Raw genomic sequence first — 26,569 nt, 5'->3', positions numbered from 1 at the left:
TTAGTGTATTTTTTTTAATTAAAAGTCTTTCCCTCTCGTACCTGTAACTAAGTTAAAGGAATTGATTTTCTGATCTTGTAAGATATCCATAATTTTTTTAATTTTTGGATATTCTTCCTTAGCATCTCCTTTAATTGCAATTTGCAATTCTTTGTCATCAAGGTCAATTGTAGCTCTTCGAGAAATTAGAAGCCATTCTTTTAATTGATTGTCTAAAGAGTCTAAAGGAATCCCAGGTTGATTTGCCTTGGTTCTGTCCGCCGCTTTCATATCAATGATTTGCTTTAAACCTGTAATTGGCACACCAAAATCATCCATAAGAGCAAATTTGGTTTTATCTTCTTCTGAAAATTCAATACCATATTTTGCACCCATTCCTTCAAGAGTTCTTTTACGAACCTCTCTTCCTTTGATGTCAAAAAATACTTTTCCTTTTCCTACTGTAATAATCGCCAAATCTGTATCTGGCAATTTAGTTTGTACAGTAGATGCAGGAGTATCTACAGGTAGTGCCTCTGGCACTTTAGCAGTCGCGGTTAAGATAAAGAACGTAAGCAAAAGGAACGCTACGTCACACATCGCAGTCATATCTGTCGATGTAGACTTCTTTTTCATTTTTATTTTAGCCATTATCTTTTATTTTATTTTTTTGATATAAAATCAAAAATTAATTATTGTCTTAAACTTCCTCTGAATTTTCTGTAAGTATTAACGATTGTAGTACCAGCCTCATCGATAGAGTAAGTTAAATCGTCAATTTTAGCAGTAAAGAAGTTGTAAGAAACAATTGCTAAGATAGAAGTAGAGATACCTGTTGCAGTGTTGATAAGTGCCTCAGAGATACCTGTTGCAAGAGCAGCTTGGTCAGGAGTACCAGCAGAAGCTAACGCACCAAACGCTTTAATCATACCAGATACAGTTCCTAATAATCCTCCTAATGTACCTAAAGATACTAAAGTAGAGATAATAGTCATGTTTTTCTCTAGCATTGGCATTTCTAATGAAGTTGCCTCTTCAATTTCTTTGTGGATTACTTCTGAAGCTTCTTCGCTATTGAATCCTTCTTTTTTAACATCTTGGTATTTTACCAAAGCAGATTTAATTGCATTTGCAACTGAACCTTGTTGTTTGTCGCAAGAAGCGATAGCAGCTTCGATGTTTCCTTCTTTAATACTACCTTGAACACTTTTCATGAATTTGTCAAGGTTAGTTTTTCCAGCAGCTTTACCGATAACAATAAATCTTTCGATAGAAAAAACAACAACCATTAAAAACATACCTAATAATACAGGTACAATGAAACCTCCTTTATAAACTTGTCCTAATGTATTGATTGGATGTCCAGTTTCTGGATTACCTCCTTCGAAGTTCGCAGAGTCCCCCATGATTACTTTCCAAATAAACACCCCTACTAAGATACACGCAACAATAATGATTCCAGTAATCATTCCTCCCCCATTTGAAGTGCTTTCTTTTTTAACTTTAACGTTTGCCATTTTTTTTAATTTTAATAGTTTTAAATAATTTTTATTTTTTAGTTATATTTAACTTGTAGAGGAGCAAATTTATACGTTTAGTTTAAATAAAAAAACTTTTTTTAATTTAATTGACCGAAATTTAACTTCAATTTAAAAAATATCTCATTAAATTGCCGGCATCATTTTTTAGATAAACCAAAAAAAAGGACTATAATTGGAAAAATTACAACGTTTTAGTAAATATTCAAAGATTCCTTTGATATCTTCTTAAAAAGCTGAGAATTTTTTTTTTATTAAATTTTCAATCAAAAAAAGCTTTTTCTTACTAAAAAAAACTATAATAAAAATGCCCAAACACACAGCAATACTCATATAACCAACTAAATTACAAATAAAAACATGAATAAAAAAGACAATTTTATTGCAGATATAAATACAGGGTATTCTTCTAAAGGTGACAGCATCATTCTAGGAGGCGCAATACTTGATGGTGAGCCACTTGCAGAAGCACATGTCAAAATTCCGCTGAAAACTTTAAATCGTCATGGCTTAATTGCTGGAGCAACAGGAACAGGAAAAACGAAAACAATTCAGGTCTTTTCTGAACAGCTTTCTAATGCTGGAATTCCTGTTTTAATGATGGATATTAAAGGAGATTTTAGTGGTATTGCTAAAGAAGGTAAAGAAGAAGGTTTCATTACAGAACGTCATGCAAAAATAAATATACCTTATAATGTATCATCATTTCCTGTTGAGCTGATGTCTTTATCTAAACAGGATGGAGTTAGACTGCGCGCCACAGTTTCTGAGTTTGGACCTGTCTTGTTTTCCAGAATCCTGGATTTAAATGACACTCAGGCTGGTGTTGTGGCTGTTATCTTTAAATACTGCGATGATAACCAAATGCCTTTGCTTGATTTAAAAGACATTAAAAAAGTAATCAATTATATTACTGAGGAAGGCAAGGATGAAATTGCTGCGAGTTACGGAAAAATTTCAACAGCAACAACTGGAACAATTCTTAGAAAAATTATTGAATTGGAACAGCAAGGCGGTGATTTGTTTTTTGGCGAATTATCATTTGAAACTGATGATTTGATGCGAATCGACGAAAACGGGAAAGGCTACGTAAATATCATCCGCTTGACGGATATTCAGGATAAGCCAAAATTATTCTCGACTTTCATGTTAAGTCTTTTGGCAGAAATTTATCAGAAAATGCCAGAAAAAGGAGATGCGGAACAACCTGAATTGGTAATTTTTATTGACGAAGCGCATTTAATTTTTAATGAGGCAAGCAAAGCTTTATTGGAACAAATTGAAACAATAGTAAAACTGATTCGTTCAAAAGGTGTTGGTATTTATTTTGTAACCCAAAACCCAATGGACGTTCCAAGCGGTGTTTTAGCTCAGCTTGGATTGAAAATTCAGCACGCGCTTAGAGCTTTTACAGCAAATGACCGTCAGGCAATTAAGAAAACTGCCGACAATTATCCTACTTCTCCATATTATAAAACAGACGAATTACTAACGAGTTTAGGAATTGGAGAAGCTTTGGTTACCGCGCTTAACGAAAAAGGTATTCCAACTCCGCTTGTTGCTACAATGATGCGTGCACCAATGAGCCGAATGGACATTTTATCTGCACAAGAAATTGAGGAAATAAATGGAAAATCAAAATTGGTTAAGAAATACGAAGAAGAAATTGACCGCGAAAGTGCTTTCGAAATCTTAAATAAAAAATTAGCTCAAGCAGCTGAAGTTGCAGCACAGCAAGAAGAACAAGCTCCAGCAAAATCGTCAAAATCAGAACCAAGTACTACAGAGGTTGTTACAAAATCTGTTTTGAAAGTTGTTACAAGCGCTACCTTTATAAGAGGCGTTTTTGGAGTTTTATCTAAATTTCTAAAGAAGTAAAAAACTTATTTAAACCATATTAAGTAATATTAGTTCATTTAATTTTACAAATACAAAACCCGACAGATTTTTAAAACCTGTCGGGTTTATTTTGCGCACAGTATTATATTTACTTATTGGTTTAAAAATTTTATCTTTTTTCTAGTAATTCCAGAATCTTATTTTCAACTTCTGGTGTATTCCAGATGTTTTCGACATTTTCCATTCGAAGCACTTCTTCCATAATTCCGTTTTGATAATCTCCAATTGCCAAGGCTTCGGCATACGGGCGATCACTAAAAGTAACACGGCTATAAAGCGGAATCCATTTATCTGGATGTTTGTCTGAAAAGACTTTTTCTATTTTTTTCTGCAATAAGAATTTTTCATCTGCAGTCTTGGTACTCATTTCCAAGAAATTTCGATACGAAAGTTCAGCAATTGCATCTGCATTTGGTTTTCTAGAAATTTGATATTCTGCGAAGATCTTTTTCCAATCATCTCCGTACTTTTCAATCATTTCGTTCAAAACCGTAATATCTTCAAAACCAGCATTCATACCTTGTCCGTAAAAAGGAACAATTGCATGGCAGGCATCTCCAATTAAGGCAATTTTATTTTCGTAAGTCCAAGGAAAACATTTCATTGTAACCAATGTACTTGTTGGGTTTTTAAAGAAATCGTTTGCCAATTCTGGAATCACTTCAATTGAATCTGGGAAATTTTTCTCGAAGAAATCTTCGACCATTTTTCGATCTACAAGCGATTCAAAAGAATTTTCTCCTTCAAAAGGCATAAATAAGGTACAAGTAAAACTTCCGTCTAGGTTAGGAAGTGCAATTAGCATGTACTCGCCTCTCGGCCAAATATGAAATGAATTTTTATCTAACTTATGTGTTCCATCAGGGTTTGCTGGAATATTCAATTCTTTGTAACCCATATTTAAAAATTCCTGAGAATAATTAAACATACTCTGACGCTGCATTCTATGACGAATTCTAGAAAAAGCTCCATCGGCACCAAAAACCATGTCGAACTTTCTTTCTTCCCATTCCCCTCTTTCGCTTTCGCCAATATGAAGTGTTGCATCGTTTAAAGTAACATCCCAAACTTTTTGTTCAAAATGAAATTCAGCTCCAGCTTCTTCAGCCAAATCGATCATTCTTCTGTTTAGTTTTCCTCTTGAAATAGAATAAATCGATTCGCCTTCTTGTCCATAATTCTGAAAATTCAATTTATCGACCAAATGAATTGCACGTTTATCCATCGGAATTGCAATTTCTCGAACCGAATCGCCAACGCCAACAGCATCCAAAGCCTTCCAGCCACGATTAGACATTGCTAAATTAATAGAACGGCCAGAGAAATTTATTTTTCGGATATCTGGGCTACGATCATAAACATGAACGGTGTGACCAGCTTTTTTAAGATAAATTGCCAGAAGCGACCCTACAAGTCCGGAACCAACAACAGCAATTTTTAATGAAGTTTGCATCGAGGAAAATCTAATATTGGGTCGTAAAAATAACTAATAATTATACATGAGCCGTAAAATAAATGAACAAATTGTGTGTAAATAGTGATTCAGAAAGATTAGTCTGTTTTATATCTTTTTAAAAATATAACAAATTGTTGTTTTATTTGATTTGTTTAAAGAAATCAAACAATTACTTTCGCTCTTCATTACTTCATTAGATAAAATAAAAATTCATGAACAGCGAAATAGTACAATCAGACATTATTTTAGAAAATGAGAAAGTGCTTTTAATTCCATTTGAAAACGAAAGGAATATAGAATTGAAAGAAATCATTTTTGATGACGAAATTTGGAAATATATGGAAATGTATGTTCGCAACGATCAAGATTTCGAAAACTATATAAAAAGTACATTTAAACAAAAAACAGACGGCATTTGTTATCCTTTTTTAATAATTGACAAAGCGACTAACAAAGTTGCTGGAAGTACGCGTTATGGCTATTTAAATCACGCCAGTCAAAAATGTGAAATTGGCTGGACTTGGTACGGAAAAGCATTTCAGGGAACTGGATTAAATCAGGCCTGCAAATTTGAACTGCTTAATTTTGGTTTCGAAAAAATTCAATTTAGAAGAATACAATTCAGCGCAGATCTTGAAAATATAAGATCACAAAAAGCCATTGAAAAATTGGGCGCTGTAAAAGAAGGCGTTTTCAGAAACAATTATGTTGATTCTGAAGGAAAAAGTAAATCTGATGTTTATTTCAGTATTATTTTGGAAGAATGGGAAAATACTAAAAAAGAATATTTTTCGGAATTTGTTTGAGACTTTTGAAATAAAAAACAACCCAGTTTTTAAGCTGGGTTGTTTTTGAGTCAATTAACCTTCTCGATATCATTCAGCTTCCAAGATTGATCGAACAATGCTGGAGTTGGTCCATAGAATCTTGCTAGTATTTCGAAATCGCCTTTTGGATCTGTCGGAACCCAATTACTTTCTCCTTCTGGCGGTGGTTTTGGCCCAAAGTACAAAGTAACTGTTCCGTCGGAATTCTTTTTAATTCCAGGTGTTTGAGAAGAACGCGCTGCCCATTTTAAATCTCGAATAAAAGTATGTGTATCACGGTTGTAAGCCGTCATTGACCAATATTGTTTTACCGGAACATTTGCAGGAACTATCACTTTATAAGAGGAGCTTCCTTTCAATATATTACCTTCTTTATCTTTTATCGCCATAAGATAATATTGAGATTCTCCTAGATGTTTTGCACTAAAAAAAGCTATCATATAACAAATGCCTCTATTATCAATTGGGTAAATTTCTTTTATACCAAAAGAACTCTTTACACTCTTTATATTCTCTTCATCTGCCGGAAAAAACCAATTAGCACTTCCGTAAAAAGGTTTTATATTTTCGTAATTATAAATAAGCCAGTCCCTCGCTTCATTAACAGCAGCTTTAAAAATTTCTTTAGTTCTTGCATCAGGACTAAAGTTTTGTCCCCTATTTATCCCAATTGTTCTTAGAGGATCAATCATTACTCTATCACGCTCAAGAAAAGGTTCTTGCTGAACTATTTCATTTAATGTTTGATAAAAACTTTCATCATATTTAATAGCGGAATCATAAACTGCTTTTGAAGCATCTACAAATGTTGTTTTTGGCGAATTTGAAGCTTCAGAATAAGGATATAATTTTACTCTTTTGCTATAATCAATAGCGGTTTTGACATCTGAGGGGCTACCGCTTTTTAGAACCGAACGCAAAAGTGCATAACCACGATACGTATCAGACTGCATTACAAAATAACCAGACGGAATTTTACTTTTATCATAACCAGGAGGCAGAATAAGATATTTTCCGCCTTTTCCTTTATCCATTCCTCCAGGCCCAACGTCTTCAATAGCTGCTTGCCAGTAATTCATCACGCTTCCGTTAAAAACGCCATTGTCTGCAGGAGGAATTTCTAAAACTACTGGCCCTTTTTCAGTATTGAAAAAAGGCATTAAATATATAACATCTGGATTTGGAGTAAGAGTTTGATTTTTCCAATTTAATAAACCCGGCCAATACACAATTTGATTGTAAGAACCGTTAAGTTTTTCCATCTCTTTATACATAAGCTGAAAATTTACTGCTGGTATTCCCCAAATAGCCGCTTCGACAGCTCTGTTGTAGAGTATTTTTTCTTTTATATTTTCAGGCTGAAAACTGGTTTGAGGAGTTTTTTCATTCTGATTAACTGCTGTTTCTTTATTTTCTTTTTTACAAGCTGTAATAAAGCACATTAACAAAAATATACTAGGAATAATTTTTTTCATCGCTTCTGAGTTAATTTGTTAGACAGGAATTTCCAATCAAATGTAAAGCATGCAAGGAAAATAAAATTATTCTCACAGTTCTATTCGGTTTCACTTTATAAAATGAAACCATTTTTTTGGCTTAAATTTGAAACAGAATAGGAGTTTTTAATTCAGAAAAATAAATGCAGTTATATTCAGAACATTATGTAAGTCCGAAAACCGAGAGATTCGTCAATAAAATTTGGTGTTTGAATAACAGCATTGGCGAAAGCCTGATAGAAAATAAACTCGTTTTACCAAATGGCTGTTTTAATTTGGCCGTTGTGAGCGGCAATGCAATTGAAGTCCATACGAGTAAAAACAAATGCGAAATGAACGAAGGCATTTATTTCTGTTCTCAAATGACTAATAAAGTGCTCGTTAATATTCAGCCGAAAACAAAAGTTACGATTATTCAATTGCATACATGGACACTTTCAATGTTTCCAAAATACGATTTGAACAATTTTACAGATTCGATTATTAAAATTAATTCAGCTGAATTGCCTTTTAAACTTGAGATTCAATCTGATATTGAAAAAGTATTAAAAACAATAAATACTTATTTTGAAGCATTAGCAGATTCAAATCAAAATACAATTGAAAAAATCTGTGAAATTATAAGACTTCATGAAGATGAAATTTCAGTTTCAGAAATAGGAAAATTGTTGAATTCTTCGCAGCGATTACTTCAAATAAAATTTAAAACGGCGACTGGGCTTACGATTAAAAAATACATTCAGATTTTAAAATTCAGAAAATCGGTTGATCAAATGCTGAATGCCGATTTAGAGAAAATGAGTTTAACCGAAATTGCGCTTTACAATAAATATTTCGATCAATCGCACTTTATCAGAAAGTTTAAAGACGTGACTAAAATAACTCCAAAAATGTTTAATCCAGAAATGTATTTTCTTTCGCAAAAAAGATAAGATTTCGCATTTGTACAATTTTGTTAATCTTGATTGATTTATTTTTGTAAAATCATCAATCAATCAACAAAATGAAAATCATCCATCACATTCATTTTCAATTAAAAACCTTCTTAATTGGAATTTTAGCTTTCTCTTTTCAAACCGTTTTTTCGCAAGAAGAAAAAAACTCCGAATTGTACAAAACCATCATGTCGCTCGACAGTTTGCTTTTTGATGTCGGTTTTAATACCTGCGACATTTCTGTATCTGAAAGCCTTTGTAGCGATCAATTAGAATTTTACCATGATAAAAACGGACTTTCGAATAAAGCGGATTTTGTAAAAACGATGAAAAGCGGTTTATGCGCTTCTCCAACAACGTATCAATCTAGAAGAGAACTAGTTGATGAAAGCACTAAAATTTATCCGTTATATAAAAACGGAGTTTTGTATGCTGCTTTACAAACTGGAATTCATTATTTCTATGAAAACAAGACAAACAAAGGCGAACCGTTCTTAAAGAAAAACGAAAAATTAGTTGGAAAAGCAAGGTTTTCACATCTTTGGGTTCTAGAAAACAACGTTTGGAAATTGAAACGAATTTTAAGTTACGATCATCAACCCACTAATTCGATAGAAGAAAAAAACAGTCTTTTTGACAATGATGCAGAAACTGAAAAATGGCTAAAAGAAAATAATGTTCCGACTTTAGGACTTGGAATTATTTCTGACGGAAAACTAAAACAGGTAAAAGTTTTTGGCAATCTTAAAAGAGGCGTTGCTGCGCCATATAATACGATTTGGAATGTCGCTTCGTTGACCAAACCTGTTACGGCAATTGTAACTTTAAAACTAGTTTCGCAAGGAAAATGGGATTTAGACGAACCGCTTGATAAATATTGGATTGATCCAGATATTGCTAAAGATCCGAATCATAAATTATTGACTACAAGAATTATTTTAAGCCATCAAACTGGTTTTCCGAATTGGAGGTATTTGAACGAATCTAAAAAACTGGATTTCAAGTTCAAACCCGGAACACAATATCAATATTCTGGAGAAGGCATGGAATATTTGCGAAAAGCTTTAGAAAAGAAATTCCATAAAACTTTAGATCAATTGGCTTCAGAATTAGTTTTTGATCCTTTGAAAATGGCCGATTCTCAATTGATCTGGAATGATAAAATTGATCTTTCGAGATATGCAACTAATTATGATAAAGACGGAAATGCTTATGAACCAACTAAAAATAAAACGGCAAGCGCCGCAGACGATCTTTTGACTACAGTTGAAGATTATGGCAAATTTTTATCAAGCGTAATGAACAGCGAAGGCTTAAGCCAAAAGGTTTTTGACGAAATGGTTTCGCATCAAGTCCAAACAAAAAAAAACAAATATTTTGGTTTGGGTTTTGAAATCTATGATTTAGGAAACGAAAATTACGCGCTTTCTCATGGCGGAGCTGATAAAGGTGTTCAGACTATCGTTTTTATGCTTCCAAAAACAAAGCAAGGTTTAATCATTTTTACGAATGTTGACGATGGCTACAAAGTTTATGAAAATATCCTCGTTCATTATCTAGGAGAAAACGGCAGAAAAATAATCGATATCGAAACCAAATAATTTCTATCACAATCAGATATTAACCTTAATCTGAGTAACATGCTAAAATTATTTATCCTTTTATTATTATATATAAGTAAAGTTTTAACTACTTAATATTCTTGAAAATATTTGTTAGTTATGAGCATAGGCCAGCTTTTAAAGTTACTTTGGTCTGTGCTCTACTTTTTTATATTTTGAAAAAAAATAAAAAAAATGGATTAATCTTGAAACCAATTCGCAAAATGATCGTCTAAACTTTTATCAGCATTAATTTTATTCAAGTAAAAATCGTAATTTCGATTTAACCTATTGAATATCTTTTCATTACGAAGTTTCAATCATCAATCAAAAACGAATCAATCATTAATCTAAACCATAATCAATCCATTATGAAAAAATCAATCAAACTTATTGCGCTCTTTGTCGCTTTTCAACTCTCAATGGTGAGCATTTTTGCTCAAAATAAAGCACAGCAAATCGAACAGCTTTTAAGCAAATACAACGAATACGGACAATTTAATGGTTCTGCATTGGTAGCTGAAAACGGAAAAGTGATATTCAAAAAAGGTTTTGGTTCTGCTAACATGGAATGGAATATTCCAAATCAGCCTGATACGAAATTTAGATTGGGTTCTATCAGTAAACAATTTACTGCGCTTTTAATTGTAAAATTAGCAGAAGAAGGAAAAATAAAACTGGATGTTCCAATTACTACTTACCTTCCAGATTATCCAAAAGAAAATGGCGATAAAATCACGATTCATCATTTATTGACGCATACTTCAGGAATTCCGAATTATACCAATGCACCAAATTTCTTTAAAGATAAAGCTAGAAATCCTTACACTCCAGCAGAATTTGTAAAAACGTTCTCAAGTTTGCCACTTGAATTTGCACCAGGCGAAAAATTCAATTACAGCAATTCTGGTTATTTCTTATTAGGATATATTATCGAAAAAATTACAGGTAAAACCTATGAGCAATATTTACAGGAAACTATTTTCACACCTTTAAAAATGGTTAATTCCGGATACGATCACAGCGATGTAATTTTAAAAAACAGAGCTGCTGGTTATGAAAGAAAAGGAAAATTAATTAGCAATGCACCTTATGTTGATATGAGTATTCCGTATGCTGCAGGATCTTTATACTCAACAGTAGAAGATTTATATTTATGGGATCAGGCACTTTATACCAATAAATTGCTTTCAGAAAAATCAATGGAATCTTTATTCAAACCTTACATAAAAGTTGGAGACGCCTCTTATGGTTATGGATGGTTTGTGGATGAATTTGACAATGGAGATAAAGGCAAACTGAAGATGGTTGGTCATGGCGGTGGAATAAATGGCTTTAATACCATCATTTCACGCATTTTTACAGATAAAAACTTGGTAGTTTTATTAAACAATACTGGTGGAACTGTTTTAGGTGAAATGACCGATGCAATTCAAGCTATACTGTACAACAAACCATTTGAGCAACCAAAAAAATCATTGGCGCTTGAATTATTAGATGTTTATACAGAAAAAGGTGCTGTTGCAGGAACTGAGACTTTTAAAAAGCTAAAAAATGATCCGTCTTATGCTATTAAGGAAGATGATATGAACAGAGTTGGATATCAGTTACTGCAAACTGGGAAAAAGAAAGAAGCTATTGAAATTTTCAAAATCAATGTAGAAACTTTCCCTAAATCTGGAAATGTTTATGATAGTTTAGGCGAAGCTTATTTAGCTGATGGTGATAAAAAATTAGCGATTTCAAATTATAAAAAATCCGTTGAATTAGATCCAACAAATGAAAACGGTAAAAAAGTTCTAGACGAGCTTTTAAAAAATAAAGCCAAGTAATTTTTTAGAAAATAATTTAAAAAAAAGCTCCGATAAATAAGATTTTATAGGAGCTTTTTTTGTTACAACTTGTAACAGTGAAATTTGAAGATTTATTTTAAAAAAGTACTATTTTCGCCTTTCCCAAAACAATTGAAAACCTATGAAAAATCTAAAAAACTACAGTTTTCTAGCTGTATTATTATGCCTTTTTATTTCTGCAAAATCTTTCTCTCAAAATAATCATCCGCTGATGCCAACGCAGCAAAACAAAATCATAATTGACAAAATTGTTGAAGCTGCCAATTATAAAAACTATGTTATTGATTTCTGTCTGGCAAAAATAAATGAAGCTTCCGCGAAAGAAGGCTGGAATGAACAAAAAGCAATGGAAATTACGGGAAGCATTAACTACAAAAATTTCAGAGATGCGATTTACAACAGTTTTGTTGTTTTTGATGAAGTTGAACTGGAAATTTTATTAAAAGCATATGAAAAAGACCCAGCTTATCAAAAACAAAATGTTATGACTAACAATAAGGTTCTAATTAATAATCTGAACATTTTTGCAAATGATATTGTTTTGGGGAAGTATATTTCTAAATAAGGCGTCAAGGTTCTGAGATGCTAAGTTTCTAAGCTTTTTAACCTTTGTCAAAGTTTAAAACTTTGACAAAGATTGTAACTTGAAACTTGAAACCTGACTCGAGAGCTTCAGTTCGAACAGGCGAAGCAAACAAAAACTATTTCGTTGGTTTCAGAACCAGTTTGGTCGAAGTTTTTATAATCTCTTCTTTGTTCAATTTCATTTTTCTGAACTTTCCTGCGTTGTACATTTCGGCTTGATCGTCGTAATGTTTGCTGAAAGGATTTCCAGATTGTCCTGTTGGTAAAATGCTCCAACTGTTTTCTACATCAGCAAAATCGACAATTCTTCTTGTTGAAGGTCCGCCTTTAGTGTAATATTTTCCTTCATCATTAAATCCGAAAAATAAATTATTAATCACTTCATTTGAACCTGGAGAATTAAAAGGTCCAACATTAAATAATCCGCGAAGTGCTGCAACTTTTCCAAGCGGATGTTCGTGTTCTACAGTATGTACTTTGCCCCAATTCCATTCTGAAACATTTTCTCCTAATTGATTTTGCAAAGCAATAACCGCATCGTGAAATGATTTTGAAACAATATCTGTTCTGGTTTCTTTTACATTTTTGGTTTTAATATTATCCCACCAAACCGAATTTTCATTTTTTATCTGATTTGCAATAACTTGTTTTCCAGTAGAAATTCCCAAAAATAAATTGAAATTGTCTTTACCCATTTCATCTTCAAATGTATTTTTCAGATACAAATAAATCCATTTATTGTAAATCGTTGGCGCAACATCTTCTAAGTTTGTTGTTCCTTTCCAAGATTTTAAAACTTTTAAAACTTCTTTTTCATTATTCGAAAGCAGCTTATTATCTAAACTTGCCATTAAATTTTTAGAAACCTCAACTGCAACATCCGAAGTATTATCGTAAATCATTTTACTGATCGCTTCTTTATCCCAATCTGATTTTGCATTTAGAATTCCCGAAATTCTTTTCGCACGATCTTCTGGCAAATAATACCCTGGATATAAATAACCATTATCAATAGCTTCTGGCTGATTGTTTGCAGAATAAACATATCCCCATTCTGGATTTTCCGCCGACGGATTTTGTTCGAAATCTAAAAATTTAGTGATATCCTCTTTTCCGCTTGAACCGTCTAAAATCAAATGTGTATTAACGCCTTCATTGTGCCTGTACAATTTCCCGCTCGCCCACCAAGCCACATTTCCTTTTGCATCTCCATACATTACGTTTAATCCAGGAGCAGCAATTAAAGAAACTGCTTTTTTAAAATCAGTTGTATTTTTAGCATGCGAAAGTCCGTATGCTGCATCCAAAATCTGAATTGGTTCTCTCGTGTAAGTCCACGACATTGCGATTGGATTTTTCTTTTCCAAACGTTCCATCAAATCGTTCATAATTGGACCGTGACGCGTTATTTTAAACGTCATCACAACATCTGAAGAATCTTTTACTTTTATCGTTTTTTTTCTGATTTCATATTTACTGAAACCCGTTGGAGTTTGATATTGAGAAGCATCGTTTGCTTTATTTTTTTCTTGGTAAAAATCGATATCATCATTTTCAAACATCGTTAATCCATAAGCATAATCTCTGTTGTGCGCTAAAAGCGGAAACGGAGTTCCTGCCAAATAACAGCCGTATAATTCATGTTGTGGCGTTACCAAATGTGCTTCGTACCAAGTTGCAGGTTGCGAAAACCCAATGTGCGGATCATTCGCAAAAATAACTTTTCCAGTTTTCGTTTTATGTGGCCCAACAACCCAGCTGTTACTTCCAACAAACGGCGGAATCGGAGATTGATCCAACATTGCAGTTATAGATTTTGAAATCTCGGTATATTCTTCTGTTTTTTCTTTTGAAATTTTAATTCTTGTGTTATTGAATTCTCCTTCAATCCCTAAATCTTTCAAATATGCAACGCCATATTTATTTTTAACATCCGTCAATAATGGATCTGTTTTCTGCGCCATCGCAAAACTGAAAGACATATATCCGAAAATATTATAAACATCTTTTATTGTGAATTTTTGTTTTTTGACACCAACCAAAGTGAATTCTATTGGCGTAACTCCTTCATCCAAATATTGGTTAATCCCGTCCAAATAGGCCTGAGTCAGTTTATAGCTTTCGCTGTTTTTATCCAATCTAGCAATGGCTTTCGCCGAAGCTTCTTCGATTCCAATTCCAGCAAAAAACTTATCGTTTTTAAGCGCAACCGTGCCGAAAATTTCAGACAAACGCCCTGGAGCAATTCGGCGTAATAATTCCATTTGCCACAATCTTTCTTGTGCATGTACATAACCAAGTGCGGTCATGGCATCTTTTTCAGAATCTGCATAAATATGGGGAACTCCAAAATCATCAAAATAAACCGTAGTTTCTTTTTCGAGATTTTTTAATTGAAGTGAACCTTCATATTTTGGTTTCAAATGAAAAATATAAGCGCACAAACCAATCGCAAGCACTGCAATCAAAACCAATAAAACAAGCAGGATTTTTTTAATTATTCTCATATTCTAAAAAAAGTAAAATGGATCAAAATTCGTAATGATGTAACTTTTCTATAAAATTTTATAAGAAACAACATTTTTTAAAGTCTAAATTTATGTATTTAAAATTAATACTATAAATGTCAATATATAAAAAAATAGCGATTGGACTAATTTCTCTATTTATCATTGTGATTTTGGCCAACGTTGGTTTGAATTACTGGATAAAAAAGCAACTTCCTATTATTATTCACGAAAAAAACAAAACGGCATATAATATTAATTATGAAAAAATTGAAGTCTCCCTTTTTTCTCGAAATATCTACGCACAAACATTATTGGTAAGTCCGAAAAACGAACCAAAAGACAGCAAAAATGGACTTTTTTCTAAAATAGAATCTATTACCATAAAACATTTCAATATTTGGGATTTGGCTTTTCGCGATATTATTCAGGCAGAAAGTATTATCATCAATAAACCTCGAATCATTTTATATAAAAAAGGAGAAAAATTAATTAATAATCACAAAAGCATTGAAAAAGAAATTATCGATCCGTTCCGAAAAATTGTTGCCGTTTCGAATATTTATTTGAACGAAGGAGTAATCGATGTTGTTTCTTTAGATACAGAAAAACCTATTTTCAGTATTAAAAAAATCCTTTTAAAACTGGAAGGAATTTTAATTACTGATGCAACTTTAAAAGAAAAAATTCCGCTTCAATATAAAAGTTATGCTTTAGTAATTGACAGTTTGTTTTATAGACCAAATGGTTTTTATTATATCAATATTGGAAAAATAAGCACCGAAAAGAATTTCTTAAAAATCAATAATTTCTCTACTCTGCCTCAATTTGAGCGAAATGATTTTCTAAAACGCCTTGAAAAAGAAAAGGATATTTACAACTTAAAGTTCGACTCGGCTCAAGTCGAAAAAATGGATTGGGGTTTTAAAAATGACCGTTTTTATTTCAAAGCAAATTCGCTAGTGATTAATCATTTTGATGCCAATATTTACCGCGGAAAAATGCTGAAAGACGATTTGAGCAAGAAATATCTATACAATCATTTACTGAGAAATCTAAAATTCCCGCTTCAAATTGATACGCTTCAGGTTTTAAAATCGAAACTGGTCTATGAAGAAGAACTTGATTTTGCCAAAGGGCCAGGAGTGCTAACTTTTGACAAATTCAATTTACAAGCAACCAATCTGCGAAGTGGTTTTGGTTTGAAAAAAATGGATGATGTGAAGATCAAAGTCAAATGTATTTTTATGAAAAATTCTCCTTTAGATGTCGATTGGAATTTTAATGTTCTAGACAAAAGCGACGGATTTCATATTCAAGGCGTGATTTCAAATTTTGATGTTGCGGCAATGACGCGTTTCAGCAAACCTTACATTGGCACAACTTTTACTGGAACTTTTAATAAATACCGTTTCAATTTTTACGGAAATGATAACGGCTCAAAAGGAAATGCTTCTTTAGATTATGATGATCTAAAAGTGAAATTATACAAAAAGAAAAACCCTGAAAAAGAAGCCAAACTTAAAACGGCTGTTGCCAATTTATTCGTAAAAAATGATTCAAAAGATAAAGCGAAAACGGCTGAAGTTGAAGTAGAACGGCTTCAAGATAGATCGTTTTACAACCTTTTATGGAGAAGCATTGCAGAATCTTTGAAGAAGATTTTGATATAGTTTTTTTCCGCCACGAATTGTTTTAAATTAAATTCGTGAATTCGTGGCGGAAAAACTTTCTCAACAATTTACAAACCTGACAATTATCAGGTTTTAGGATGAAATATTTTTCTTCATTTGTCTCTATTTTAATCCGAATACAAATGACAAAAAAAAATCTGCATACTTTTCATATTCCAGTAATGGGATTGGCTTATACGATAGACAGTCCGATTCGAGTGGCGCAGTATGGAATTTCATCTGTTATAGCTTTAGCCGACGATGATTTGATTGAAAAGATGCGTAATTTTTACAGCACAAAATTCAACTTCCCTTACGAAGAAATCAGTCAAAAATTTCACGATTACCGCGCAGAGCGAATTACTTCTTATTTAAATTTAGTCGATAAAATTGTCAAAGAGAAATTTGAAAATTTTAAAACTGAATTGGCCGAAAGCAAAACGGCTCTTGATAACTTTATGTCGATGTTACCCAACACTTCTGACATTAAGAAAGGATTTCAAAACTTACTAGATGATGGAATTTCCTTTAAAGAAAACATTCAAAATTATATTGAAACGCATCTCTTTCCTGGAGAAATCGATGTTAACATTATGACGAAACTAGATAAAGATAACTTTATCAAAAATGAACAATTACCAATTGAATTTAACGATGCGCATGCCGCTTTAAGAGGTTTTGCAAATAGTAATTTAGAATCTTCTGTTGTACTTTCCGCTGGAATGAACCCAAGATTGTTTGGTTATTTCGAAAACTTCAAAGATTTTTTTCCGAATGAAAATAACGAACTGAAAAAGAAAATCGTCTTAAAAGTAAGCGATTTTAGATCGGCGATGATTCAGGGAAATTTCTTGGCTAAAAAAGGACTTTGGGTTTCAGAATATCGAATTGAATCGGGATTAAACTGCGGCGGTCACGCCTTTGCAACCGATGGACTCTTATTAGGTGCCATTTTAGAAGAATTCAAGCAGAAAAAAGAACAATTGGTACAATCTGCCCACGATTTAATGATTAAAGCTTTACAGGCAAAAAATCAGCATTTTCCAGAAAACCCTTTAGAATTAAAAATTACAGTTCAAGGCGGTGTTGGAACTTCTCAAGAACATGAGTTTTTATTAGACGAATATCACGTAGATTCTATTGGCTGGGGTTCTCCATTTTTATTAGTTCCAGAAGCAACATCTGTAGATCAAGAAACTCGCAATTTATTGATGAATGCCAAAGAAGATGATTTCTATTTAAGTAACATTTCGCCTTTGGGAGTTCCATTCAACACTTTGAAAGGAACAACTAATGAATTTTTAAAACAGAAAAGAATTCAAGAAAATAAAGCTGGAAGTTCTTGTCCAAAGAAATTCTTAGCATTAAGTAAAGAATATGACCCACACGGAATTTGTACGGCTTCAAAAAAATATCAGGATATTAAACTGGAAGAATTAGAAGCAAGAAAAGATTCTTTATCTGCTGATGAATTTGAAAAAAGCAAAATCAAAATAACCGAAAAATCATGTTTGTGCGTTGGTTTAGCAAATGCATCTTATTTAGAAAATGACATAAAAGTTAAAGGCCAGGCTCAAGGTGTAGTAATTTGCCCAGGTCCGAATTTGGCTTATTTTGATCAAGAAGTTTCTTTGAAAGAAATGCTGCATCATATTTATCATGGAAAATCAGTTATCAGAACTGAGCGTCCTAACTTATTTATTAAAGAGCTTAAAATGTACATAACGTATTTTAGAAATGAAATTCAGTCTCTTTCTGGAGAACTTACAACAGCTCAGCTTAAAAAATGGAATTCTTTTAAATCTAATCTGTTAGATGGAATTGAGTATTATAAAAATTTATTTGAATCGACGAAAGTCTTTAAAGGTGACCTTGATCAACTCGATTCTTGTAAATCAGAATTAGTTGGTATTAAAATTCCCGTTTCAGAGTTGGTTTAAAATTGAAACCCCAAATTAAAAGTAATTTGGGGTTTGTTTTTCCACATTTTTTCTTTAAAAATGATTTAAAAAATTAAAAAATTCAATTCAATTTTTTATAAACTAGAATTAAATATCATTCAGATTTCAACATATAAATTTAGCTTGAAATTATTATATTGATAAAACATCAAGAACCATGTTTAAAAAAACTATAGCCACTAGTTTAACATTTGTATTATTCTCTCTGATGAATTGTTTTGCTAAAGAAAATTTAAAGATTAAAGATTTTTGTAAAATTAACATTGGAACAAAACGTGCTGATATAGAAAAATTTATTGGCAAACCGCAAGAAAAATTAAAATCAAATTTTATCTACAATTTAGATTATGAATGCAAAATGAAACTAATCTACAAAAACAACAAACTCATTAAAATGTTTTTTATAGATCCTTGCAAAAGAGAATATCAATTAAAATCAAATCTAACTTCTATTTCGTCTACAGCAAAAATAGGAATCCTTCATAGTGGGCCAAATCAAAAAAACAGAACAATATCTATAAATGACTTCTGTAAAGTAAAAGAAGGAATGACATATAACAAAGTAGTAAATTTAATTGGCTCTAATACAGGTTCGATAGGTTTTGGAATGGTATGGGATGTTTATGAATTCCCTGATGGCTCTTATATGAAATTGTGGTATAACAATAACAATTTAGCTTTTTTAAATTTTGTTGATTGTTGCAATAGGGAATATGCATCAGTAAATTAAAACATTAAAGTTCTTTAATAAACTAAAAATGGCAAACAAATAAATTGTTTGCCATTTTTTTATATCAAGTTATCCAAATGATTATTATTATTCTTTTTTCTTATTCTTACTGTCAATAACAGCTCCAGTTCCAGTTCCTACTGCAGCTCCAGCTAGACCTCCAATAATTGCACCTTCACCTTTTTTCTTACTGACAATGGCTCCAGTTGCGGCACCAACGCCAGCACCAATAACAGCGCCTTTAGCAGTTGCACTCCAACCTTTCTTTTTAGCAGTTGTGGCATTTGTTCCATCTTGTTGATGCACAACAACGACTTTCTCTTTTTGAGCTTCGATCTTTTCCTCGTTTAATTTAGCCATTTCTGTCTTCATCGAATCGATAACACGCTGTTTGTTAATCTCAACTTTCATTGAATCAATGCTGGCTTGCTTGGCTTTATTTATATCTTCTTTGCTTTGTTGCTGACAAGAAGTTAAAAATATCACGGTTAATAATATATATAAGCCTTTCATGACTATAAGTTTTAAAATTATGCATTACAAAGTACTTAATATTTGTTTTAATACTTATTACAGGATTTTTTAGAAAGTTTATAAGATTTGAAGATTTCGCCGTATTTCTGGCTGAATTATTTTTTTTTAAGCTGTATGATTTAATCTCGCAAAGTCGCGAAGACGCAAAGTTTTATCTTTTAAGTACAATAGCTTCCTGCTTTAGCTGGATGAAAAATTGGTTAAAAGAAAAAGCTTTAACCAAACTATGCCGTTTGGCTAAAGCCTTCTTAAGTTTTATTTTTAATACCTCCAGTTAAAATTGGAGGCAATTCAAAAAAATCTTTTTAATCCTATTAATCTGTGGCTTTAAACAAAAAATGCTATTCAGCTCCCCGATGGCTATCGGGATTGCGAGATTAATTTTTACTTCCCTAAAATTCCTTTTTTCAGAATTTGTCCGAAATCATACATATCTTCATAAGAGCAGTACAAAGGAACCGGTGCCAAACGAATTACGTTTGGTTCACGCCAATCTGTGATTACGCCATTTTTCATTAAATAATCAAATAATGCTCTTCCTTCTCCGTGAAGGAAAACAGACAATTGTGAAGCTCTTTCACTTGGGTTTGAAGGCGTAATAATTTCAAAAGTGCTTTCTACTTCTTTATCAATTTCGTGTAGAATAAATTCCAAATAAGAAGTAATATGATCACGTTTTTTAATTAAGGCATCCATTCCAACCTCAGCAAACATTTCTACCGAAGCCAAATATGGCGCTAAAGATAAAACTGGAAGATTACTAATCTGCCATCCGTCTGCGCCGTGAACGGGATCAAAGTTTGGTTCCATTTTAAAACGACGTTCTTTGTTGTGTCCCCACCATCCAGCAAATCTTGGTAAATCTGAATTATGATGTTTTTCGTGAACAAAACACCCCGAAGCATTTCCAGGTCCTGAATTCATATATTTATAACTGCACCAAGCTGCGAAATCTACATTCCAGTTATGAAGTTCTAATTTGATATTTCCAGCAGCATGAGCCAAGTCCCAACCTACTTTTGCTCCAGCTTTTTGTCCAGCAGCAGTTATGGTTTTGATGTCAAAAACTTGTCCTGTATAATAGTTTACTCCGCCAATTAAAACCAAAGCAAGTTCATCTCCGACTTCTTCAATTTTTGCTAAGACATCTTCAAGACGAATATTGTGTTCTCCTTCTCGACGTTTAATTTCTACAATCGCATCTTCAGGCTTGTATCCATGAAAGTTAACTTGACTTTGAAACATATATTGATCTGATGGAAAAGCTTTTTCTTCGCAGATAATCTTATAACGTTTGCCTTTTGGCTGATAAAAAGAAACCATCAATAGATGAAGATTAACAGTCAAAGTATTCATAACCGTAACTTCTGATGGAAGCGCGCCTACAATTTTACTCAAGGGTTCTGCAAATCTTTCTTGATAATCCCACCAAGGTTTTTCAGCATAAAAATGACCTTCAACTGCCAATTCTGCCCAATCGTTCATTACTTCATCAATATAAGCTTTGGTGCGTTTTGGCTGTAATCCTAATGAGTTTCCAGTAAAATAAATTACTCTTTTGTCGTTTACTTTAGGAAAAATGAATTGGTCTTGGTAATGTTTTAATGCGTCTTTCGAATCTAGCTCTCGTGCAAATTCGCGTGTATTTTGAAAAGTCATTGTGTTTTTGTTTTGTCTGCTAAAATAACAAATTTTGTTTGTTTTGTTTCAGGTTTAAGGTTTCAAGTTGAAATGCTTTGTATTTTTTAACCGCAAAGTTCGCAAGGATTTTTTATCAAGGTTAACGTTTACAAACGCTAAGTTCGCAAAGCTTTGCGTTCTTTTATATTTGGCAAACACAAACTAAGTAAAAAATCCTTGCTAACTTTGCGGTTAAACTTGAAACCTGAAACTTGAAACAAAACTATTAAAAACAAAAAACCCGACAGGTTCTAAAAACTTGTCGGGTCTTTTTTATAATATAAAAACTCTAATTAAAGAATTAACATCGCGTCTCCGTAAGAATAGAATTTGTATCCTTCTTTGATCGCTTCTTCGTATGCTTTTTTCATTAAATCGTGTCCACAAAAAGCAGAAATCATCATTAACAATGTTGATTTTGGAGTGTGGAAGTTTGTGATCATACAGTTTGCAATACTAAAATCGTGAGGAGGGAAAATAAATTTATTTGTCCATCCTTCGTAAGGATTCAAAGTATTTGCAGAAGAAACAGAACTTTCGATTGCACGCATAGAAGTTGTTCCTACAGCACAGATACGTTTTTTCTTTGCTTTTCCTTCGTTTACGATATCACAAGCTTTTTGATTTATAATTAATTCCTCAGAATCCATTTTGTGTTTAGATAAATCCTCAACCTCAACTGGGTTAAAAGTTCCTAAACCAACGTGTAAAGTTACCTCAGCAAAGTTCACTCCTTTGATTTCTAATTTTTTCAAAAGGTGTTTTGAGAAGTGTAAACCAGCAGTTGGTGCCGCTACAGCTCCTTCTTCTTTTGCGTAGATTGTTTGGTATCTTTCAGCATCTTCAGCAGTTACTTCTCTGTTGATGTATTTAGGAATTGGAGTTTCTCCAAGTTCTGTCAATTTGTTTCTGAATTCTTCGTATGATCCATCGTATAAGAAACGTAAAGTTCTACCACGAGATGTTGTATTGTCGATTACCTCAGCAACTAATGAATCGTCATCACCAAAATAAAGTTTGTTACCAATACGGATTTTTCTAGCAGGATCTACTAAAACGTCCCATAAACGTTGCTCAGAGTTTAATTCTCTTAATAAGAAAACCTCAATTCTAGCTCCCGTCTTTTCTTTGTTTCCATACAAACGCGCAGGGAAAACTTTTGTATTGTTAAGAATTAAAACGTCTCCGTCATCAAAATAGTTGATAACGTCTTTAAACATTTTATGTTCGATTGTGTTTTTTTTACGGTCAATTACCATTAAACGAGATTCATCTCTGTTTTCTGCTGGAAATTCAGCCAAAAGTTCTTTCGGTAAATTGAAATTGAAGTGTGATAATTTCATATTTGAAGTTAGATTTTAAAATATCAATCTTAGATTTTTTTATCTAAAATTTTAAATCGACTGCAAATATACGATTGTGAAATAGGCGTTGTCAAGTGTTTTGGCTATTATTTTCAAAAGTCCTTGATTTACTGAGCTTTCAGATTGACTTAGAAAGCTATTCTTTAAGTCAATTTTAACTTTTTTGATTCATACATATAAAAAAACCTCTGGTTGAAACCAGAGGCTAAGTTTTATTGAGTTTTATTTAAATGAACTTATATATCATATATGGTCCAAAAAAAATTACATTTCTGAGATTTGGAAATTTAATGCTTTTAAATCATTCCAGAAATCTGGGTATGATTTTGAAACAACTTCTGCGTCATCAATAATAATTGGCACATTGATAGCTAAAGGCGCAAATGCCATTGCCATACGGTGATCGTTGTATGTTGCAATATGTACATCGTGTTTTATATTATCAGATTTAACTAAAGTTAAACTGTCATTAGTCACCGAAATATTAGCGCCTAATTTTGTCAACTCCGTTTTTAAAGCTTCCAAACGGTCCGTTTCTTTAATTTTTAAAGTATGAAGACCTGTTAAATGACATCCTATTCCTAAACCTAAACAAGTAACTACAATCGTTTGTGCGATATCTGGCGTATTATTCAAATCGAAATTTACATCTTGATAATTAAAACCAGCCACTTTTTCCAAAGTCATTTTATTGTTTTGAAAAGTCGTTTTCACGCCCATTTTTTGGTAAAGAGAAACTAATTCTGAATCTCCTTGAAGGCTATTTTCTTTATAACTGCTCAAAGTAATTTTTGCAGCATCAGATAAAGCAACAAGACTAAAGAAATAAGAAGCAGAACTCCAATCTGATTCTACAACCATTTCTTTTGTTTCAACTGATTCTTTAGGAAAAACTTTAATTACATTTCCTTCAAAACTAGTTTTAATATCCAAATCATTAAGCAAAGCTAAAGTCATTTTGATATATGGAATTGAAGTAATTTCTCCTTCCAAAGTCAATTCTAAACCATTATCTAATTTTGAAGCCACTAATAAAAGTGCCGAAATATATTGGCTGCTCACATTTGCCGCCAGAGTTACTTTTGAAGCTGTAACTTTTTTTCCTTTAATTCTAATTGGCGGATATCCTACTTCTTTCTCGTATGAAATCTCAACACCTAATTGTGCCAAAGCTTCAACAAGAATTTTAATCGGACGTTCTTGCATTCTGCTAGAACCTGTCAAAACCACTTCTCTTCCTTCGTTAACCGAAAAATAAGCAGTTAAGAAACGCATTGCAGTTCCTGCGTGGTGTATATCTACAATTTCGTCATTTCCAGCTAAAGCTTTTTGCATTACTTCGCTGTCGTCGGAATTTGAAGTATTGGCTAAAGTGATATTTGGAAATAACGCTTTTAGTAACAATAAACGGTTAGTTTCGCTTTTTGATCCTGTAATATTTAATTGCGAATCATCAATGGTGAATGGTGAATTCGTGCTTAGTTTTAAATTCATTTTTTTTATTGTAAGTTGTGAATTATGAATTATGACTGATTAGATACATAATTCAGCCCCGCAATTTACCACTCCCCATTCATAATTCAAAATCCAAAACTCATAATTCAAAACTTATGAGTGATATTTCACAATTATTTCAATTTATCATTGTTTTTATGACGGTCTTTATCTCTAACCGATTTCAAATCCATTTTTTTATCAAAAGCCGCTTGTAAATCAATTCCTGTTTGATTGGCTAAACATAACACAACAAAAACAACATCTGCCAATTCTTCGCCAAGATCTTTATTTTTATCGCTTTCTTTCTCAGATTGTTCTCCATATCTGCGAGCAATGATTCTTGCTACTTCTCCAACTTCTTCTGTTAGCTGCGCCATATTGGTTAATTCGTTGAAATAACGAACACCGTGCTCCTTTATCCAAGTATCAACATCTAACTGTGCATTTTTTAAATCCATTTCTTAAGCTTTTTTTAGAACAATTTTTTCATTTTGGCTTACGATAATCTTTTGAAAAAACTCTTTAAGCATTTCGTAATCCTCAGCTGCAAAAATACTATTGTTAATTTCTTTTATGCTCACAATTTGAATTTTGTTTTCTACAACTGAAAAATTTAAGAGAAATGACATTTGCTTGTCTTCTGAAGTAATTCTTACTGGTTTCGGAACTGATTCTATGGCGTAACCGTCTGGAATTTCAATGCTAAGACTAAACTTTTCCGAATTTTTATAGCCGAAATAAACAGGCATTTGTCTCTTTTCTTGATTAAATGGATTTTTACTTTTTGTAAAAAACAATAATGGGTTTACAAAAATTTTCCCTCCAATGATTTCTGTCTGTCCATTTGAAACAAAAGAAAAAGTCTCGACAATGGGCTGTTCAACATTTGATTTCTTATTTTCTATTCTATAATTTGAAATTGTCAAACCTCCAAGTTCTTCCTCAAATTTCTCTAAATAATTGTCCTCCGATTTTGCATTATTTTCTACTCTAAATCGATATGCATCGTAATCTGTTCGCTGAATTCTTGCACTACCATCCATTTTCCCTTCTGGGCTAATTTTAACCATCAAATTAAAATTTTCTTTAGATGCTAAGGCCGGATCTAATTCTATTTCTTGCGAAGTCCCATCTTTTCTTACCAATCTTCCCTTCCAATTTAAGGTGTTTAATGGCAAAATATTAGGAGAGGTAAATTTGTGCGTTGCATCTAGCAAAGTTAATTTCCCATCAATTTCGGCAGCCGCAACGATATAATTAAATCCTGCTCGTGTAGGGTAAACTGGCAATCCGTTTTCAACTGTGCTGACTAAAACTGGATTTGCAGTAACTCCAGCCATTCGAAGCATATTTATTAGAATAAAATTGATTTCGGCAACATTTCCCGTTTGATCTTGATAGGCTTTTTTGACACCTTTGTCAGTGTAACAGCCATAGGTTTCATTCCAATTCATTCGATTCTGAACATAGGTAAAAATAAGTTTTAATCGTTCATTTTGGGATTCTACATTAGCCAATAATTTTTTTAAATCTTCAGCAAAGAAAAGTGTTTCGTTTAATTGTTTTCCAAAATCATCATCTTTAAAGATTGTTTTTGCAACACCTTCCCAGGTTACACTGTAATCTTTAACGGGCTGTTCTGGAAGACGAACTCTTTCAAGTTCTTGCTGAATACTTCCGCGGTAATTTTCTAAATTATTTACATAAGGCTCATCTTTCAATGCAGGAACATCTTTTCCTGTATAGTATGATTCGATTTGTTTGTAAGTAAATGAATTTGTCTGGTTGAAATTGTTATCGTAACTCTGTGATCCGTTTGTTAATTTTGCTTCTGTTTCAAGCGGAATTCCTCCAATTAAAATAGGTTTATAAATATAGAATTCAGGAATTTGAGTTTTATAATAAAAATAATTAACTGGGATTTTGAACTGAATATCAAAATCAGGAAACTTTACCAGATTTTCAGATTTCAAAACATATTTATATTCTATAATAGAGCCCACTTTTACATTTGGTAAAGTGATTGTTTTCTCTTTCCAGTATTTATTAATTTTATTTTTAAATTCTCCTTGATTTTCAAGTTTCGTTTTTACAATGTTCCCATTTTCTAAGTTATAAGTTACTGCTTCTGAGAACTCTAAACAGTCGTCATTTAGATTTTCATATCCAATATAAAAGCGCACTTTTTGATCGGCCCAACTGAGGCCTTCTTTTTTATAAATTTTGATTTTTACCTCGCAAATATGATTTGCAATAAAACCTGTATTTCGGTCGTATGTAAAATATGTTCTTCCCTTTTTAAACAAGATAGCAGCTGGTGCGCTGCTATCTTTAGGATGAACATTTTCTTTAAGTTCTGCTATTGTTACTTTTCCAAGCTCATAATTTTGAGCTTGTGTATTTGTAATGTTCCAAAAGAAAGCAATGCAAATTAGAAATGATCTTATAAACATA

The 26,569-nt window shown here is 32.5% G+C and carries 20 protein-coding genes; 9 read left to right on the top strand and 11 right to left on the bottom strand.

Annotation, left to right across the window (positions count from 1 at the left end):
• Window positions 1-18: 18 nt before the first annotated feature.
• Window positions 19-630 (bottom strand): ExbD/TolR family protein, encoded by a 612-nt coding sequence (locus V6624_RS12355; protein WP_111286919.1) that lies wholly within the window; start codon window positions 628-630, stop codon window positions 19-21.
• A 41-nt stretch (window positions 631-671) separates the two neighbouring features.
• Complete coding sequence (locus V6624_RS12350) at window positions 672-1,496, bottom strand: MotA/TolQ/ExbB proton channel family protein (protein WP_008464979.1); 825 nt, start codon at window positions 1,494-1,496, stop codon at window positions 672-674.
• 381 nt (window positions 1,497-1,877) lie between these two features.
• Here V6624_RS12350 and V6624_RS12345 point away from each other — a divergent pair, with 381 nt between their 5' ends.
• Window positions 1,878-3,395: a helicase HerA-like domain-containing protein gene (locus tag V6624_RS12345; protein ID WP_111286921.1), complete on the top strand. Its 1,518-nt coding sequence runs from the start codon at window positions 1,878-1,880 to the stop codon at window positions 3,393-3,395.
• 130 nt (window positions 3,396-3,525) lie between these two features.
• Here the strand turns inward: V6624_RS12345 and V6624_RS12340 are convergent, their stop codons facing one another.
• Window positions 3,526-4,869, bottom strand: a complete 1,344-nt coding sequence (locus tag V6624_RS12340) for an FAD-dependent oxidoreductase (RefSeq protein ID WP_111286923.1) — start codon at window positions 4,867-4,869, stop codon at window positions 3,526-3,528.
• Window positions 4,870-5,084: 215 nt separating this feature from the next.
• Between V6624_RS12340 and V6624_RS12335 the strand changes: the two genes are divergently transcribed.
• Window positions 5,085-5,678 (top strand): GNAT family N-acetyltransferase, encoded by a 594-nt coding sequence (locus tag V6624_RS12335; RefSeq protein WP_111286925.1) that lies wholly within the window; start codon window positions 5,085-5,087, stop codon window positions 5,676-5,678.
• 50 nt (window positions 5,679-5,728) lie between these two features.
• Here the strand turns inward: V6624_RS12335 and V6624_RS12330 are convergent, their stop codons facing one another.
• Window positions 5,729-7,174 carry a DUF1214 domain-containing protein gene (locus tag V6624_RS12330; protein ID WP_111286927.1) on the bottom strand — a complete coding sequence of 482 codons (1,446 nt, stop codon included), beginning with the start codon at window positions 7,172-7,174 and terminating at the stop codon, window positions 5,729-5,731.
• A gap of 164 nt (window positions 7,175-7,338) precedes the next feature.
• Here V6624_RS12330 and V6624_RS12325 point away from each other — a divergent pair, with 164 nt between their 5' ends.
• The 4 genes from V6624_RS12325 (at window position 7,339) to V6624_RS12310 (ending at window position 12,149) form a co-directional block, all read left to right on the top strand.
• Entirely contained in the window at window positions 7,339-8,127 is a 789-nt protein-coding gene (locus V6624_RS12325; RefSeq protein ID WP_338838683.1) for an AraC family transcriptional regulator, read from the top strand.
• A 71-nt stretch (window positions 8,128-8,198) separates the two neighbouring features.
• Complete coding sequence (locus tag V6624_RS12320; protein ID WP_111286931.1) at window positions 8,199-9,731, top strand: serine hydrolase; 1,533 nt, start codon at window positions 8,199-8,201, stop codon at window positions 9,729-9,731.
• 371 nt (window positions 9,732-10,102) lie between these two features.
• Window positions 10,103-11,563, top strand: a complete 1,461-nt coding sequence (locus V6624_RS12315; RefSeq protein ID WP_338838681.1) for a serine hydrolase — start codon at window positions 10,103-10,105, stop codon at window positions 11,561-11,563.
• A 142-nt stretch (window positions 11,564-11,705) separates the two neighbouring features.
• A complete protein-coding gene (locus tag V6624_RS12310; RefSeq protein WP_111286935.1) occupies window positions 11,706-12,149 on the top strand; it encodes a hypothetical protein in 444 nt (147 codons plus the stop codon).
• A 136-nt stretch (window positions 12,150-12,285) separates the two neighbouring features.
• Here V6624_RS12310 and V6624_RS12305 read toward each other — a convergent pair whose 3' ends face one another.
• Complete coding sequence (locus tag V6624_RS12305; protein ID WP_111286937.1) at window positions 12,286-14,676, bottom strand: penicillin acylase family protein; 2,391 nt, start codon at window positions 14,674-14,676, stop codon at window positions 12,286-12,288.
• A 116-nt stretch (window positions 14,677-14,792) separates the two neighbouring features.
• Between V6624_RS12305 and V6624_RS12300 the strand changes: the two genes are divergently transcribed.
• From V6624_RS12300 to V6624_RS12290, 3 genes are all read left to right on the top strand, one after another.
• Window positions 14,793-16,349 (top strand): hypothetical protein, encoded by a 1,557-nt coding sequence (locus V6624_RS12300; protein ID WP_111286939.1) that lies wholly within the window; start codon window positions 14,793-14,795, stop codon window positions 16,347-16,349.
• Window positions 16,350-16,492: 143 nt separating this feature from the next.
• Window positions 16,493-18,289 carry a hypothetical protein gene (locus tag V6624_RS12295; protein WP_338838679.1) on the top strand — a complete coding sequence of 599 codons (1,797 nt, stop codon included), beginning with the start codon at window positions 16,493-16,495 and terminating at the stop codon, window positions 18,287-18,289.
• Between the two features lie 178 nt (window positions 18,290-18,467).
• Window positions 18,468-19,040: a hypothetical protein gene (locus V6624_RS12290; protein WP_338838678.1), complete on the top strand. Its 573-nt coding sequence runs from the start codon at window positions 18,468-18,470 to the stop codon at window positions 19,038-19,040.
• 87 nt (window positions 19,041-19,127) lie between these two features.
• Here V6624_RS12290 and V6624_RS12285 read toward each other — a convergent pair whose 3' ends face one another.
• From V6624_RS12285 to V6624_RS12260, 6 genes are all read right to left on the bottom strand, one after another.
• A complete protein-coding gene (locus V6624_RS12285) occupies window positions 19,128-19,553 on the bottom strand; it encodes a YMGG-like glycine zipper-containing protein (protein WP_111286945.1) in 426 nt (141 codons plus the stop codon).
• 405 nt (window positions 19,554-19,958) lie between these two features.
• Window positions 19,959-21,233 (bottom strand): kynureninase, encoded by a 1,275-nt coding sequence (kynU, locus tag V6624_RS12280; RefSeq protein ID WP_111286947.1) that lies wholly within the window; start codon window positions 21,231-21,233, stop codon window positions 19,959-19,961.
• Window positions 21,234-21,547: 314 nt separating this feature from the next.
• Window positions 21,548-22,597, bottom strand: a complete 1,050-nt coding sequence (gene queA, locus V6624_RS12275; protein ID WP_111286949.1) for a tRNA preQ1(34) S-adenosylmethionine ribosyltransferase-isomerase QueA — start codon at window positions 22,595-22,597, stop codon at window positions 21,548-21,550.
• Window positions 22,598-22,882: 285 nt separating this feature from the next.
• Window positions 22,883-24,112, bottom strand: coding sequence for a 3-phosphoshikimate 1-carboxyvinyltransferase (locus V6624_RS12270; protein ID WP_338838676.1), 1,230 nt, complete (start codon window positions 24,110-24,112; stop codon window positions 22,883-22,885).
• Between the two features lie 134 nt (window positions 24,113-24,246).
• The gene (locus V6624_RS12265) at window positions 24,247-24,573 is read right to left on the bottom strand and encodes a nucleotide pyrophosphohydrolase (protein WP_012022600.1); all 327 of its coding nucleotides are present in this window, start codon (window positions 24,571-24,573) and stop codon (window positions 24,247-24,249) included.
• Window positions 24,574-24,576: 3 nt separating this feature from the next.
• Entirely contained in the window at window positions 24,577-26,568 is a 1,992-nt protein-coding gene (locus V6624_RS12260) for a DUF3857 domain-containing protein (protein WP_338838661.1), read from the bottom strand.
• Window position 26,569 lies beyond the last annotated feature (1 nt).

The organism is Flavobacterium ginsenosidimutans, from assembly GCF_037478105.1.
In the GTDB taxonomy this organism is placed as follows: Bacteria; Bacteroidota; Bacteroidia; order Flavobacteriales; family Flavobacteriaceae; genus Flavobacterium; species Flavobacterium ginsenosidimutans.
Note: the sequence above shows the minus strand (reverse complement) of the source record. Positions and strands in the feature narration are given on the sequence as shown.